Raw genomic sequence first — 16,488 nt, 5'->3', positions numbered from 1 at the left:
TACACTCCCTACTTATTTATCGTTTAACGCGACTACGCCTGGAAGTGCTTTGCCTTCCATAAATTCAAGTGAAGCGCCGCCGCCTGTTGAAATATGACTCATTTTATCGGCCAAATTAAACTTTTCGACTGCTGCTGCAGAATCTCCGCCGCCAATTACAGAATAAGTACCCTTAGAGTCTGCAAGTGCTTCGGCAACGGCCTTCGTTCCGCCAGCAAACTGGTCGATTTCAAACACACCCATTGGTCCGTTCCAAATCACTAATTTTGAGTTTTGAATAACATCACGATAAATTGCAGCTGTTTTCGGTCCGATATCAAGAGCTTCCCAATCAGAAGGAATTTCGTTAATGGCCACTTCTTTAATATTCGCATCTCCTGAAAAATCATCAGCGACAATCACGTCAACAGGCATATAGAAGTTAACACCTTTTTCTTTTGCTTTTTCGATAAAGGATTTCGCTAAGTCAATTTTGTCAGCTTCTAGAAGTGATTTACCAACTTCATGACCTTGTGCCTTAACAAAGGTATACGCAAGTCCCCCACCAATAATGAGGTTATCAACTTTTTCTAATAGGTTTTCAATAACTCCAATTTTATCCTTAACTTTTGCACCGCCAATAATGGCAGTAAACGGACGCTCTGGATTGGAAAGAGCTTTTCCTAATACATCAAGTTCTTTTTCCATTAAAAGACCAGAAACAGCAGGAAGATGGTGTGCAATACCTTCAGTAGATGCATGCGCTCTATGAGCAGCACCAAATGCATCATTCACATACACATCTGCTAGCTCAGCAAAGGATTTCGCAAGTTCTGGATCATTCTTTTCTTCACCAGGGTAGAAACGGACGTTTTCAAGAAGAAGAACATCGCTTTCATTCATTGATGCAATGATTGATTTAACTGAATCACCGTAGGCTTCATCCGCTTTTTGCACGTTTTTTCCAAGAAGTTCAGAAAGTCTTACACCGACGGGAGCTAAGCGCATTTCCTCTACTACTTTTCCTTTTGGACGTCCAAAATGACTCGCCAAAATGACTTTAGCACCCTGATCCATTAAGTATTGGATGGTAGGCAATGCAGCACGAATTCTTGTTTCATCGGTAATTTTACCATCTTGCATGGGAACGTTAAAATCAACTCGACAGAATACGCGTTTTCCTTTTACATCAACATCGTTTAATGTTTTCTTGTTCATGCGGAAAGCCTCCTTATGTATTGACAGCATATACAACAAAAAAAGGAGAGGGGGAATGTTCCCCGCTCCCCTTTGAAATACCATAAATCATTATAGTTTTTAGAAGAAAATATAGCCAATCTTAGCCAATAAGGATTATAGTCCTTTTTGAGCGATATATCCAATTAGGTCAACAACGCGGCTAGAGTAACCAACTTCGTTATCGTACCAAGATAATACTTTTACCATATTGTCTTCAAGAACCATTGTTGATAATGCGTCAACTGTAGATGATACTGTTGCACCATTATAGTCAGTTGAAACTAATGGAAGTTCGCTATAAGCTAAAATTCCTTTTAATGGACCTTCAGCAGCTGCTTTTAATGCTGCATTCACTTCTTCAGCTGTTACATTTTTTTCTAACTCAGCCACTAAGTCAACAATTGAAACGTTTGGTGTTGGTACACGAACAGCCATACCGTTTAATTTTCCTTTAAGTTCAGGAAGAACTAATGAAACTGCTTTTGCTGCGCCAGTAGAAGTTGGAATCATGTTCTCAGCAGCTGCACGTGCACGACGGTAGTCCTTATGTGGTAAGTCAAGGATTTGTTGGTCATTTGTATAAGAATGGATAGTAGTCATCATTCCACGCTTAATTCCGAAGCTATCATTTAAAACCTTTGCAAAAGGAGCTAGACAGTTAGTTGTACAAGATGCATTTGATAATACATGGTGGTTAGCCGCATCGTACTTATCTTCGTTAACACCCATAACAATAGTAATGTCTTCGTTAGAAGCTGGTGCTGAAATGATTACTTTTTTTGCGCCTGCTTCAAGATGTTTTGCTGCATCTTCACGCTTAGTGAAACGTCCTGTTGATTCAACTACTACATCAACGCCAAGCTCGCCCCATCCTAATTGAGCAGGATCACGTTCAGCAAGTACTTTTACTTTTTGGTTGCCAACAACTAAATATTGACCATCAACTTTTACTTCGTGTTGAAGAGTACCATGGACTGTATCGTATTTTAAAAGATGAGCTAGCATGTTTGCATCAGTTAAATCGTTAATTGCTACGATTTCCATTTCTGAATTATTTAATGCCGCGCGGAATACGTTACGGCCGATACGACCAAAACCATTAATACCAACTTTTACTGTCATGTTAATTTCCTCCTTGTTTTGAAAAAAGGTTTATATTTTAAAAAGGAATTACCCTTTTAATAACTTTCTTGCTGCACCCTCATCGGTAATTAAAATTGTCGAGGATGGTGCTTGTTTCATATATGCTCTAATTGCTTTCACCTTTGAAGCGCCGCCTGCCACTGCAAATACATTTGGAATCAGGGCTAGATCTTCTAGTTGGAGTCCAATCGTTAAAACCTTATGGACAATCTCGCCTTTTTCATTAAAATAATAGCCAAAAGCTTCTCCTACTGCTGCAGTTGCTTCTAATTTTTTCATAATTTCGGGTTTAGAATTTCTTCGTTCAGCCATTGTGATAGCATCTCCAATTCCGTGAAGAACCATGCTGGCTGATTTTATTAATTCTAAAACTTCATGAATCTCGGGTTCTTTAATGAGCGATTGATAAATTTCGTTACTAACTTGATCGGGTACATAAAATACACGATGTTTCGAGTGTGTATTTTTTGACATAATTGAGCTGATGGTATTCGCTTGGTTTTGAACATCCTCACCAATTCCGCCACGAGCAGGTACAAACAGCAATTCCTTTTTACCAAACTCTGGTGTAAGTACGTTTGCAACAGCTGCCATGGTCGAGCCGCCAGTTACAGCGATAATATTTTTACCGGTTAGATACTTTTTCATGCAAACCGCACTAGCCTTACCCAAATCATCCTTAACCATTAAGGATTCATCACTGTTACCAGGTACAATCACTACCTTACGTATTTTAAGGCGGTGTTTCAGCTCTAGCTCCATCACATCAATCCCGATTAATTCACGAATTAATCCTTCTAAGTCCTCTAGTAAATTTTTCCCTTCAGCGGTCAAACTCATTCCAATATTATTAATAGAAATAAGATTTTGTTCTTTTAGAAAATCTACTTCACTTCGAAGAACTCTTTCAGTATACCCAAGGTTAGCTGCTAGACTCCTTCTTCCTACAGGCTGCATAAAACCTATATGCCTCAGGATAGAATACCGCTTATGTAGCACTTGAAGGAGATCAGGTAATAATCTTTTCTGGATATCGATGAGTGAATGCATACCAATTTGCTCCTTTATTATATGTATATGGTCAAAAAATGTCCACCATAGACAAATTATGTCCCACTGCATCGAAAAAAAATCACCCCTGCTAACAATTATTATATTAACAGGAGTGAAAACCTATTTCAACTTAAAAGTTTTTATTTTTTTCATGTAAACGGTTACGTATGTCATTTTTATCAATTATTCCAAAAGCAACTTCTTCCCCGTTGATATGCACCACTGGAATCATGATCCCGTACAATTCCGTTAATTCATCACTTTCATCGATATCGATTTCCTCTAATGTAAAATCCCAATCTTTCTTTACTTCCATGATCGCTTTTTTTGCCTTTTCACATAATGAACAGCGTTGTCTTGTAAAAAACGTTACTATTATTTGCTCCATTGATTTATATCCTTTCAATCAAACCTTTTTCTCTTCGATGAGGATGGAATCCCCAATTGGTCCCGATACTTTGCAACTGTTCTTCTAGAAACCACTATTCCCTGACTATTCACCAGATTCTCGACGATTTCTTGATCCGAAAATGGACGTTGCTTATCTTCACTTTCAATCATTGAAGCGATTTCATTTTTCACTTGGCTCGAGGAAGTGTTTTCGTTTGAGACTGTTTGAATGGTGCTGGTAAAGAAAGATTTCAAAGAATAAGTTCCAATTGGTGTCTGAACATACTTTTCTTTCACAGCACGGCTAACGGTTGATTCATGGATCTCAAGTTCACTTGCTACTTCCTTCATCGTCATTGGAACTAAGTGTTCACTCCCTTTTTCAAAAAAACGGGATTGTTTGTCGACTATTTTACTTACAACTCTTGTTAACGTTTCCTTCCTCTGCTCAATACTTCTCATAATCCACTGGTAATCCTGAAACTTCTCCTGTAAAAAACGGCCGACTTGAGAATCTTGAGTGGTTCTAAGTTTTTGATAATAATGGTCATTAAAACTGATCTTTGGAATAATGTCATCGCACAGCCTAACGGAATATCCGGCCCCAAACCGTTCTACAATCGCATCTGGGATAATGTAAGTCGCATTTTCTTGCTCTAAAAGTGCACCGGGACGTGGATTTAACCGCTGTATCGCATCAAATACTTCTTGGATTTTTTGGATAGGAACTTGTAACTGTTTAGCCATTTGCTTCCATTTCTTCTCTGCAAACGGTACGAAATAATGTGTAAGGATGGTGCGTGCCAATTCATCCTCTAGGTTTTCCCGTTCAATTTGTATTAATAAGCATTCTTGAAGATTTCTGGCTCCAATTCCTGCTGGCTCCATGGTTTGGATTATAATTATGCTCTCTTCAACCAACTCCAAAGGGACACCCATTCGTTCTGCTATTTCGTTTGGCTCAGAGGTCAAGTATCCGTTATCATCCAGGTTTTCAATCAGATGTCTAATGATTTTCAATTGTTTACTAGAGTATTTATGAATAGGGAGCTGACTTATTAATTGTTCCTCAATGGAGGACGACTTTGCTGCAATTTGTTCTATCCACTCATTCTCGGTATTTTTTGTATGTTTCCGCCGATTGCGGTCTATTAATGGGTTAATAGGCTGAATATTCTTATTCTCAACCTGTAGTAGGGGATTTTCAAGTGCCTTGTTTTCTAAAAATGAACAAAGCTCTTGTGCTGAATATTGTAAGAGCGCAATCGCTTGGGTTAATTCCTGTGTCATTGCCAATTTCAACGATTGTTGTTGCCATAGACCTGCTTTTAAATCCATTTCCCATTCCCCCCTCGCTCTATTTTACATGATGTTGGAGGGTTCGTGTGTGGAAAATAAAAACTACAAATAAAAAACCTCTCATTATTTTTAATAAAAGGAGGTTTATTCCTTTTATCTAGATAATGGAGGTTAATATGATGCGCTCGGCAGGAATCGAACCTGCATTTCAAGCTTCGGAGGCTTGCGTGCTATCCGTTGCACTACTTGTCTGTACAATTAGCTTTGAGCGCTGTTATATCAATGGTTTATGCTTGATTGAGTGTTTTCATTGCGTGTTAATCCTATAAACAATGATACTGAAACAAGTACCTAATTGCAAACAATAAAACAACACACTTCTCGTATGAGATAGGTATTTACCATTTCTTATATATATATCTTATTCTTCTGTAGTGTAAATGAGTTTCTGTGTTTAAAAGGAAAAAAATATTCACACGATAAAATATCGTCAATTAAGGGTACTTTCTAATGAATATTGCACGATACTGTATTTTAAACTCTAATTGCGTGAGCGGAAGTGCTATAACCATTAAGTAACTTGGACTTATTACATAGGGTGATAAGTACCCCGACTATTTCCTATTACATGAACATTATTTAAGTCATTACTAAAATTGTTAAAAGATACTACAATTTTCTATTACTTTAGAAGCTAAGAATTTGATTAACGGTACTTCTTTTTCCAAAACTAAATCATTTAGGTTGGGAACAAAATTATAATCTGTTGGTGCTTCTTTGGAGTGTACTAAGGAACATCTAATATAATATATCCGTCTAGCAACAATGTCTGATATATCCTGACTTAAATCAAGTGTTACTATAGAAGGATACTTTTGGTTATTGGTTGTAAAATAATTAACTTTCTCCTCTTCCGAATATAACCACTCAATTATTTCATCATTTTTCACTGCATAATTCAAAATATATTTTACATAATCCAATTCCTTAGCATTAGACAAATGGAATCTTTTTATTGCTCTAATAAAGAAAAATTCAATAACTTGGTAGTACGCTAAATATTTATGCCTACTTATTGAAGTGTAGTTTGCAAAATTAAAATATTGTATTGGAGTTCGTTCATAGCTACTATCTGTTCTTACATCAAGTGAAAATTGATTAGAATGACCAACAGTTTTTTGAAAACTATCAAATCTTGCCCTTTTAAAATTCAAACCTAATTTTACTGAACAATCATATAATATTCTTTCTACTAATTCTTCTATTTCAGTAATATCTTCAAGATTATCGGGCTTCCATATTTGTAAAGTAAAATCTTGTTCATTATTCCTTGTATGATTAGTTCCTCCAAAATCATCTTGAAGGATATATTCATCATAAAAACTGTGCCAGAACAAATCACTCATTGTTCCGATGTTTCCAATTACTTCTCCTTCATATGAGATAAAAATATTCCCCTTTTCAACGTAGTCAAAGCCTTTGATTAAACATTTGTTTGTATAATAATCAGAAGGTTTAATTAATATTTCATGAAAATTTGCTACAGAAGCTATAGAATCACTTGCACGAAAATAACAATCCATCATTTGTTGGTTCATCAGCCTAATCAGCACGTCGAATAAGTATCCTCTCTCTCCTTTCCATTCTTTTGAAACTACAGACTTTACCAATTGAACATGTTGTATTAAATAGTCCTCCAATTCTTCAGAATCTGGTTCAAACATTGAAAAAACATAACTAACATATTTCTGTTCGTCCCAATTTAAAACCCATTTTTTTAACTTCTCATCATCAATGTTTCTGTGTCCATATAAACCAATCATTAACTTCACTCTCTTAAGTAATATGTCTTAATAAATCAATCCTTATTTTACCATAAAAAATTTAAATTACCTTACGTAAACTCAAATGACTATTAAGCTTTACTTAATACAATTAAACAAATAATGAAGCACAAAAGACACTCATTTTGAGTGCCTACAATGTTTTTTCGTATTCCCCAGTGATTTTGTAAAAGGAGTTCTTTTTTAGTTCTAACAAAGTCATAAACTCAACACCAGAAATCTCTTTACTCTTCCATTTTTTATAGTTTTGTTCAAGCGTTTGGCGTTGCAGCTTTGATATTGTGCTTAGATTTAATTGCGGTCTACCAAGATGTTTGCCTTGTGCCTTCGCTACTGAAATTCCTTCGGCTTGTCGTTGCAAGATGTTTTCACGCTCACGCTCGCTTACAAAGGCTAACACTTGCAATACTAAATCACTTACAAACGTTCCTAATGTGTCTTTGTGTTGGGTAGTATCAAGTAAAGGCATATCTATGACTTTTATATCAGCTTTGATATTTTGAGTAATGTCTTCCCACTCTCTTTTAATCTCTTTTGAATTTCTACCAAATCTATCAATAGACTTTATATAAAGTAAATCCCCTTTACGTAAACACTGTTTTAACGCTTTGTATTGGCTTCTGTTGAAGTCTTTACCACTTTCCTTATCAATAAATATGTCACGTTCATTAACGCCTATTTCAAGGATTTCTTTTAATTGTCTGGCTTCATTTTGATCTTTACTTGATACCCTTATGTAAGCAAAAATCTTTTTACTCATATTCTTCACCGTTCCTATGGGTTATTTGTTATTTCTATTATAACCCGAATGTTTATAAATGTAAACCATAATTTATAAACGTTTATAAATTATTTAAATAACCTTTATAAGCATAAAAAACATCTTGTTTTAGACTTCCGTAAAGGTATACCTTTACGGATAACTTTTATAAGTAAAAATCGTTATCCTCATATTGGATAACGATTTTTAAAAGTGATTAGATTTTCCGTGTACGGTATAATATAAAAGCACCCAAAGGAATAGTGATACTATTTATTCGTAGGAATACCCATTACTTTTGCCCAAGAAAGCAAGAACTCATTGGATGAATTAAGATATGGTATAGTTTCAGTAATTACCACATCTCTGTTTTTTTCATTAATTGCTTTTTCAAAGGATAGCAATGCTTTTTCTTCTTCATCTAGAAAAGCAAGATAAATTTCATGTGCTTCCTTTTCCTCGTTGGGTACATTATTTACTTCAGTACGGTATTTTTCCATCAATGGTTTTACTTTAGCTGATATTTGTTCATATCTTTGTATTGTATATACTCCCGAAAGTTCAATCTGACCTTTCTTTACCTCTGTAACAAGCTGGATAAACTCCTTAAAATTTGTATTAAATTGATTGCTATATTCCAAAGCTTTGTCAGAACCTTCTTGTTCAGTTTGTTCTAACACCGTTGAAACAAACGAGGATTCATGTTCATCTTCTGCTGCCTTATCTTCTAACTCTTGTTTATACGATTTAATTTTTTGGGTTAAAGTTTTATTATTGATTCCAATTTCTTCAATTTTTCCTAAAGAGTTATAAAAGAATACTTCTTTATTGCCAGCTCCTTTTATATCTTTATAATCCTTTTGTAAGTATTCTAAGAGCACTTTTGAAATAGTTTTATTTAACTCATCTTTCTTTTTCTTAGATAGATCGTTTGTAGCATCTTCATAAATTTGTTTAGCTGTAAAATAATCGTTTTCTTCTATTGATTCCTTCATTTTTTTAGCCGTCCCACTATCTCCACAACCGCTTAAAAAAAAAATAGAAAAAACTAATAGAATGGTGCTAGTCAAAGTCTTTTTTCCCCTCATACCTTGTTGCCCCCTAGAAATATTATATGTATAGGTTAATTTTACCATTAGCTTCAATATTTTAGAAATAAGTAAAAAGTTGATAAGAAGACAAATTACACGATAGAAATATGTCATTAGACAGGATTCTAAGACCTTTTCGTAAATAATATTTAACAATGATGTTGTGGGGGTAGAATACACTTATTAACGTATAATTGACCGTTTTGATAAAAATCGAATTTTATACAGAAATAGGGACGTTTAAAAACATCCCTTCGTTTAAGTTCTATAACCTTTTATAAAATTCTTCATAAATTTCTGTAAATAATTCTAATTCTTTTTCAGCTTTAACTTTATTTTCATTGGAACTTTCAAGTATCGAGTAATATTCATCCTTCATTTTTTTTAGATAATTACTAATTAAAGATATATCTAAAAGTTTAAAAATTGATGAGCCAAGTTCAGTTAAGTGTGAAATTGTATAATTGGATGATTTAGTTCTATTTAACTCTCTTATTTCTGAACGTATATCTATTAAATTGTCTTCAATATTTTTTCTCCTTTTCCTAATAAGCCTTTGGTCATCGGTATTCTCTATTTCATCCCAATTAATAAGAATTTTTTCATTTAATTTTGCAATTTTTCTTATATGTTCATCTATTATCTCTTGCATGGATAATAAATCTTCATCATCCTCTTCTGAAGAAAGAGCATTTGTCGCTTGATCAATAGATGATTGATTTAGAGGGGCTTTTAGTATTTCACGGGATTTATATAAAAATTGTTCTAGGTTATACATCCATATTCTTTGATTAGCTTCATCTTTAAACTCTTTAATTAATTCTAATCTAGGACTTTCAATTCTTTTCTTATCATCTTTAAAACACCAATCTTCTTTATTGTCATTTACAATAAAAATAATCGGTTTTTCATTGTCTTTTGCAAGCTCAATTATTTGTTTCCAGATAATCAAGTCACCATACCTTTGTATACCCTCTTTTGGTTTTGAGGATAATACATCCATGAATCCAGGTGGAATCTTCGCCAAAAACCTCTTTTCACCTTGATCAGCAATTTCCATTATTTCTTTAAAGTCATATTCCCTTCCTACTTTTAAATATTTTTCAAAATTGGTTAATACTTTATCATTTGTCGTATTAGAATTTATTTCTTCAATTCTGTTAGATATATCTTCATCAACTTTTTTTATGATTTCTTGAAAGGTCTGTTCATACGCTTTATGCTTTTCATGTAAATCATTAATAATAGCCCGATCACTTAAATAAGGATGTTGATTTGTATTCTTTGTATCGTTATCAAATCCAATTATTTTATTTTCTATTTTTTTAACGTCCTGACCTAAAGTTTTTATATTATTCTGAAGTGGCTTGTATTTTTCCGTGATAGGTTTTTTTAGTGTTTTAACTCTATTTTTTAAGAACTCAAATTCAACATGTTGAGGTATCCAAGTCCTATCTTTTACTTTTTCAAATATATTTTGAAAAATATCGTCTAAAGCATCATTTGTTAAAAAATAAAAATCTAATAATGTTGATGAATCAAATACAAAAATGCAATCGTCCCAAAGCTTAATTTCATCGGAATCGGATAATTGATAAAAACTAAAATTTTTCCTATTAAAGAATTTTTCTTCCATATTATTTTCTCCTAAATATCTTTGTTTTCATTTTCATTATAAATTATTTAAAAATTGATAATTCAATATTACCATATTTTTATCGTCTTAAAATAAAAAAATGGAAATTTATTCAACAGAAAAGAAACAGTAGAAAACCCCATAAAATGATGGGGTTTCATTTTATTTTTGGTGTTTGAAATGCTTGATTAGCATTATATTTTTTTATGTTAGATGTAAGGTTAATCAAAAATTCCAAGACCCTATAAATTGCTTTTTGTTTTAATGTTTTAATGTCTAATATTTAAAAGTTGTAACCATAATGTTCTTGCAGCTTCTTAATACGTTCAGCATACAATCTGTCAAAATATAAAGCGTAATAACCTTCATCAAAAGTGAAATTTTCCCTTTCATTGTAATACGTTTTAGAAAGTGTTTCTGCTCCAATGACCTCTTGGAGATTTTCATCTAAGATATATGTCTTTGTTTTCTTACTCAAAAATTTATTTTCTTTGTCTTTTGCTTCCATGACAACATAGTCGTGACGTTCCTTATGATAAGTGTTTTTGTTATCGGATAAAAATAATTCTTCATTTTGCTTAAATCTCTCAATTGCTTCCTTGTTGTATTTCTCAAGGTATCTAATAATCTTTTTCTTTCTAGCTTTTAAGATGATTGCATAAACCACATAGTAATAATCCAATCCTAACACTTCACCTTTTTCGTCTGTTAGTTGTGCAAGACCGTCACTCCAAGCTTGATTATACTCTTTGGTTTTTGGGGAGTATTTAAATTGGCTTAAGTACCAGTCATTTACATCATACTGTTCCATCAAGGTTCTTTTAAGTGTTAGTACCTGTTTAACAGTATCCTCATGTAAATTGCTTGTTTCATCTGTTTCTTCGACATGACCTTTATATACAGGATAATATTCAATAATTCCCGCTTTCTGCATTCTGTTGAGTGTTCCTGCTAATTGGTTAGTGATTTCTTTTACGACATAGGTGAAATCATCTAAGATTCTGTCCTCGCCTTCAAAAATAATTTTGTTTTCTTTTAAATCTTGTAGGTACTGTGACCTCAAATATTCATTGTATCTTGATTGTAATAACTCATACATTGCAGGAGTAATTGCACCAAAATCAACTGCCCACTTAGAAAGAGTTTGTGCTGCTTCAGCCACTAAACCCTGTTCCAATACGGATACAACCATAATATCCAATATTTTTGTATACGGGATACTCCAAGCACCGTTGTTGATTCTTCCATCTTCTTTAGGTGTAACTACATCCTTTTTACAGCTAAGTTCATACACATAACTACGACCCTTTTCAGGTTTGATGACTTTAACAGAATCATAATATCTTCTCATTTCTTTTAATAAAGATATTTCTAAATCCTTGTTAGTGAATTTCCCATATTTAGCAAAGTGCTTCTTGCATTTCTCCGACCCATATAATTCTACTGCTTCTTTTTTTGTCAAAATAATTGTGTACATTCTTTCTCCATTCCTTTTAAAGTATTTCTTAAGGTAAAGGTGATTACTTGTAATATAATAATTTTATTATTGTAGGTGATTACCTTTACCTTAGAGATGTATTCTATCTTGTACTTTTTACCACCATCTTTTAGAAAACTATCGTTTTCCAAAGCCTAGCCGAAAAAGTACCAATACGGCTCGTTTAAAGTTACTTTTATTTTTTAGCTCCTTTCGATCATTCTCATTATTAAAACAAAAAAACACAAAATAACCCCAGTATAAAGAGGAAAAATTTTGTGTTTGATGTGTTTGTTTGGTGTTGTTATATGTAACTTATTTAATTGTTAATGTTATGTGTTGTTATAGTCACTTAACCTGACTACAATTACTATTATACCACAAAAGACAAAATAAGTCAAAAAACCTCTTATATACCTATTGACTTTTTCGTTTGAATTTGCAGATAACAAATAACGCCCTTGCCTTTCTAACACGGAATTATTACAGTTCTAAAATTAGCTACTGAAGTATTGGGGAAAGGCATATCTAAGACTTTCAAATCCGCTTTGTTATTTTGAAGTAATGTACCCACTCTACTTTAAAGGAAAAATCCCCCAAAATTTCAGGCTCTCTTGCAAATTTTCTTCTCAAATGAGATTCAGTTCATTAATATATAATTATAATTACTTTCGAGTAGAATTTGGGGGAGATATGGAGTGAATCAAAATATTAGCAAAATTACAAGAGGAAAACTAGTTAGGGAACTTTTAAAGCATCATAATATTTTTGGCGATATAGAATTAATGGATTTTCTGTCAAATATCTGGAATTTGAAAGACCTACCATCTTTGGATAAGCGGTGTAGTAATGCTTACGATGATATATATACGCATTATGTTCATTTTGAGGATTATGATATTGAGCATTTGCTATTCGAAAGATTGGATATACATAATTGCGATGATACAACTTTTACAAAGTTCCTGGAAACGATCGTTTCTCCAGAAGTCCGGGATGAGATTCAAGAACAATATACACTAGTTGATGTCATTAATAGATTCATACAAAATGATTCATTTAAGTTAGAGTATGTTAAGAACTTATCAGGCAGCCCTTTGTTTCAAGTAAAACATTTAAAAGGAAATAAGAAAGAAATTCAACAATTATTTTTTGCATGTAATGGCTATAAACATCGATTAATATTCAGAGATGCGACTACAAATGAAATAGAAACCACTCGTAATAGTGATAAGGTTCTTTGTTATAAAGAGCCAATTTCTTCTGAAGGATTACTTTGGACTGATTTAATTAGATGGTATATGAAAGAATTAAAACTAAATAATTATGAACAATCCGAGAAAGAATTAATTACTAGACTAGAGGAATCAATGAATCCCCCAGAAAAACTCATGTTCCATACATATTTAGAGTTCGGAAGGAAACTTGGTACAAGAATGCCTGCATATATTCCACAACCTTACTTAAAATACGATCCATATACAGCTTTAGAAAGAAATGGAGTTAAGGATCTTGAAAGGGAAAGAATGGATTTTCTTTTATTATTTCCACACGGTATAAGAATATTAACCGAAATCGACGGGCAACAACATTACTCAGAAGAAAATGGACAAGTAAGCCCTAGAAAGTATGCCAATATGGTTAGAGAAGATAGAGAAGATAAATTAATGGGCTATGAAGTGTTCAGGTTTGGTGGCTTTGAATTTTATTACAACAACGAATTTGAATTTCACCAAATAAAGAAAAATCTCTTTGATTTTTTTGAAAAGTTATTTAGAAGGTACGGACTATTATAAATTGATTTTCTTATTTTTTCTCGGTGCTCATCTATAGGACTTTTATTTTTCTGTTTTTGTCCACTTTACTTCTTATGATACTATCGATTTTTAACCTAAAAAGTTACATAAAAAAAACGCTCTTTTAAGGACATTTTTTTAATATGGTCATTATCCAATAGACCAGATTGAATTTATGTCTTTAGTGCGGTTTTTGTTGGTACTTTGATAAAAGTACAATTTTATTAATAAAATTTTTCAAAAAGCATCGTATTCCTCAATTAACTTATACAAGGTTGTTCTGCTCACTCCTAAATCATTAGCAAACTGTGTTTTGTTAATTTTACGAGCCATATATTTCTCATACAATTCCATTGTAAAAGGAAGGGTGAAGCCCAACCGAACGGAGTGAGGTAATGAGCTAAGCGAACAGGGGAGCGGGCAAAGGAGCTGCAACCGCAAGTGTCTATAACCATAAATCGACTTGTTTTTGATGCTAATTGTTGTAATTACCACTTGATCTAGAAATTAAATACAATCTGTTCAATATTTCAAAAACAAACTCTATTTGAACAAATAAGCGGAGCAATCGAATGTTCATTTAGGTCATGGTCTACTTAAACAAAAGATCACTTCCATATTTTAACTACAGGAATCGGCGTTCTTCGGCTAACAAATATTCTCATAAAAAAAATGCAACAGTAAAAAATGGTATAATATAACTAAAAGTTTGGGTATTAAGGAGGGAGAACATGTACTTAAGCAATATAGTAATTCAAAACGTCGGTACAGTAGGCAGTTTATATATAGAGTTACCATTTAATAATAATGGGAATCCCAAACCAATATTCTTTGTTGGTGAAAATGGTAGCGGGAAATCAATATTACTTTCACATATGGCGGATTCCTTTATTGAATTTGCTAAACAATCCTTCAGGGATATTGTCAATTCAACAGGTAATAATCCAAATCCGTTTTTTAAAGTTACAGGTTCGATAAATCAGAAAACTGGAAAACAATACGGTTTAGCCTATCTTAGATTTAAGAATACTGATAACATTCCATATGAATATCTTGATAAAAGTGGAAATCTTCCCCTACAAGATGCGATATATATCACTAATAATTTTTTACAGGGTAATCAATTGCAATGGAATGATAACAATCCTATTAAATGGGTTACACAAAATAGCGAAGCTATTACCACTCTGTTTAATAACAATACTTTTTGCTATTTTCCGCCTTCCAGATATGAATCTCCTCATTGGTTAAATACAGGTTCGATAAAAGATGAAACCCTAAACTTAACCAAAAGATTTTCAGGTATTCTTGGCAGGGATATAGTTGTGAGAAATGCACTTGATTATAACAAAAAGTGGATATTGGATGTGTTCTTAGATTCAAGGGCAGATATAGAGGAATATATAGAAAATGGACAAATTCAATATCGGTCACTATCAAATATGGATACCATCAGATTACTTCGACAATCTAAATTGAATATCGAAAAAATATTGTCTGCGATATTCTTAAGACCTGTAATATTAAATATAAATCTAAGAGGAGATAGTCTGTCGAGAATAAACATTTTAGATGCCAATTCGAAGGAAATAATTGCACCAAGTTTAGACCATCTTTCTACTGGTCAAAACGCCTTGTTAAATATCTTTTGTACTATTATTCGTTATGCTGATATGGTTGATTTAAATAAAAGTATCCGTTTAGAAGATATAAGAGGGGTCGTGGTAATCGATGAAATTGACCTACATCTACATACAATCTTACAAAAGGAAATTCTACCTAAACTTATATTAATGTTTCCTAAAGTACAGTTTATAATAAGTACACACTCACCTTTTCTTCTACTTGGGATGAAAGATGCCTTAGGTGAGGATGGGTTCACCATTTACGAAATGCCAAAGGGAACTCAAATAGGTGTAGAAAGGTTTTCTGAGTTCAATAAGTCTTTTTCTTATTACATGAATACTATTAAATTTGAAGAGGAATTAAAAAATGAAATAGGCAAATCCAACAAGCCCCTTGTTATTACCGAAGGTAAGACTGATGCCAAAATGTTAAAAGTAGCTTGGGAAAAGTTATATCCGAACGAGGAAAGATTTTTTGATGTTATTCCCTCTGGCTTTCAACTTGATGAAGAACAAAGAACGGGTTCTGCAAAAACTGTTAAAAGCACATTGGAATATATCGGAAATATTACAACAAGAAAAATAATTGGGTTATTTGATAATGATGCTGAAGGAAATGGGCAGTTTAAAGGGCTTACAAATAGTTTTGAAACTTACAATGTTACAAAGGAAGTAAGAAAGCATTTGAATAAGGATGTTTTTGGACTTCTTTTACCTGTTCCTGAATCAAGGAAGATATTTGTTACAAATAATGATATAAATTGTAGATATTTGGTAATTGAACATTATTTTTCAAACGAAGTATTATCCAGATACAATATGCAAGGTAACAGAATATTAGGAACAGAAGTATTTAAAATAGCAGGTAATAAGAACAGTTTTGCCAATATAGTTGAGGAACTTGATAGTTCCGAATTTGAAAATTTCAAGTTATTGTTTGAGAACCTAAAAATGTTATTCTCAATAAAGATAGTGGAATCAGAGCAAACAATTGCATAATTCTTCATCAAAATTTTCTCGTGTTTAATTCCAATAAAAAGTACACGCCTATATTTATGGCGTGTATTTTTTACTTTAGGTGAAAAGGCTCTATGTTTTCCATTACATCATTACATCATCACTAAAAAGATTAACATAAACTCTTCCATTTTTCTTT

Annotated in this window: 12 protein-coding genes; 2 read left to right on the top strand and 10 right to left on the bottom strand. The window is 32.8% G+C overall.

Annotated elements, in window-relative coordinates; all coding sequences use genetic code 11:
- Positions 1–12 precede the first annotated feature (12 nt).
- From pgk to BLR86_RS11165, 10 genes are all read right to left on the bottom strand, one after another.
- The gene (gene pgk, locus BLR86_RS11215) at positions 13–1,197 is read right to left on the bottom strand and encodes a phosphoglycerate kinase (protein WP_090761373.1); all 1,185 of its coding nucleotides are present in this window, start codon (positions 1,195–1,197) and stop codon (positions 13–15) included.
- Between the two features lie 135 nt (positions 1,198–1,332).
- Positions 1,333–2,340 (bottom strand): type I glyceraldehyde-3-phosphate dehydrogenase, encoded by a 1,008-nt coding sequence (gene gap / locus BLR86_RS11210; protein WP_090761371.1) that lies wholly within the window; start codon positions 2,338–2,340, stop codon positions 1,333–1,335.
- Positions 2,341–2,388: 48 nt separating this feature from the next.
- The gene (locus tag BLR86_RS11205) at positions 2,389–3,411 is read right to left on the bottom strand and encodes a sugar-binding transcriptional regulator (protein WP_090761369.1); all 1,023 of its coding nucleotides are present in this window, start codon (positions 3,409–3,411) and stop codon (positions 2,389–2,391) included.
- A 133-nt stretch (positions 3,412–3,544) separates the two neighbouring features.
- Positions 3,545–3,802 carry a glutaredoxin family protein gene (locus BLR86_RS11200; protein ID WP_090761367.1) on the bottom strand — a complete coding sequence of 86 codons (258 nt, stop codon included), beginning with the start codon at positions 3,800–3,802 and terminating at the stop codon, positions 3,545–3,547.
- Between the two features lie 14 nt (positions 3,803–3,816).
- Positions 3,817–5,142, bottom strand: a complete 1,326-nt coding sequence (gene rpoN / locus BLR86_RS11195; protein ID WP_090761365.1) for an RNA polymerase factor sigma-54 — start codon at positions 5,140–5,142, stop codon at positions 3,817–3,819.
- A 620-nt stretch (positions 5,143–5,762) separates the two neighbouring features.
- The gene (locus BLR86_RS11185; RefSeq protein WP_090761363.1) at positions 5,763–6,926 is read right to left on the bottom strand and encodes a hypothetical protein; all 1,164 of its coding nucleotides are present in this window, start codon (positions 6,924–6,926) and stop codon (positions 5,763–5,765) included.
- A 154-nt stretch (positions 6,927–7,080) separates the two neighbouring features.
- Complete coding sequence (locus BLR86_RS11180; RefSeq protein WP_090761361.1) at positions 7,081–7,707, bottom strand: recombinase family protein; 627 nt, start codon at positions 7,705–7,707, stop codon at positions 7,081–7,083.
- Positions 7,708–7,976: 269 nt separating this feature from the next.
- Positions 7,977–8,795, bottom strand: a complete 819-nt coding sequence (locus BLR86_RS11175) for a hypothetical protein (RefSeq protein WP_090761359.1) — start codon at positions 8,793–8,795, stop codon at positions 7,977–7,979.
- A gap of 268 nt (positions 8,796–9,063) precedes the next feature.
- The gene (locus BLR86_RS11170) at positions 9,064–10,434 is read right to left on the bottom strand and encodes a PIN-like domain-containing protein (protein WP_090761357.1); all 1,371 of its coding nucleotides are present in this window, start codon (positions 10,432–10,434) and stop codon (positions 9,064–9,066) included.
- A 283-nt stretch (positions 10,435–10,717) separates the two neighbouring features.
- Positions 10,718–11,911 (bottom strand): hypothetical protein, encoded by a 1,194-nt coding sequence (locus tag BLR86_RS11165; RefSeq protein WP_090761355.1) that lies wholly within the window; start codon positions 11,909–11,911, stop codon positions 10,718–10,720.
- 698 nt (positions 11,912–12,609) lie between these two features.
- Here BLR86_RS11165 and BLR86_RS11160 point away from each other — a divergent pair.
- Positions 12,610–13,707 carry an AbiJ-related protein gene (locus tag BLR86_RS11160; protein WP_090761353.1) on the top strand — a complete coding sequence of 366 codons (1,098 nt, stop codon included), beginning with the start codon at positions 12,610–12,612 and terminating at the stop codon, positions 13,705–13,707.
- A 731-nt stretch (positions 13,708–14,438) separates the two neighbouring features.
- On the top strand, positions 14,439–16,331 hold the full coding sequence (locus tag BLR86_RS11155; protein ID WP_090761351.1) for an AAA family ATPase: 1,893 nt from the start codon (positions 14,439–14,441) through the stop codon (positions 16,329–16,331).
- Positions 16,332–16,488: the final 157 nt, after the last annotated feature.

The sequence above is a fragment of the Bacillus sp. OK048 genome, assembly GCF_900103525.1.
GTDB lineage: Bacteria > Bacillota > Bacilli > Bacillales > Cytobacillaceae > Neobacillus.
The sequence above is the reverse complement of the archived record's forward strand: the minus strand, read 5'-3'. Positions and strand labels throughout refer to the sequence as shown.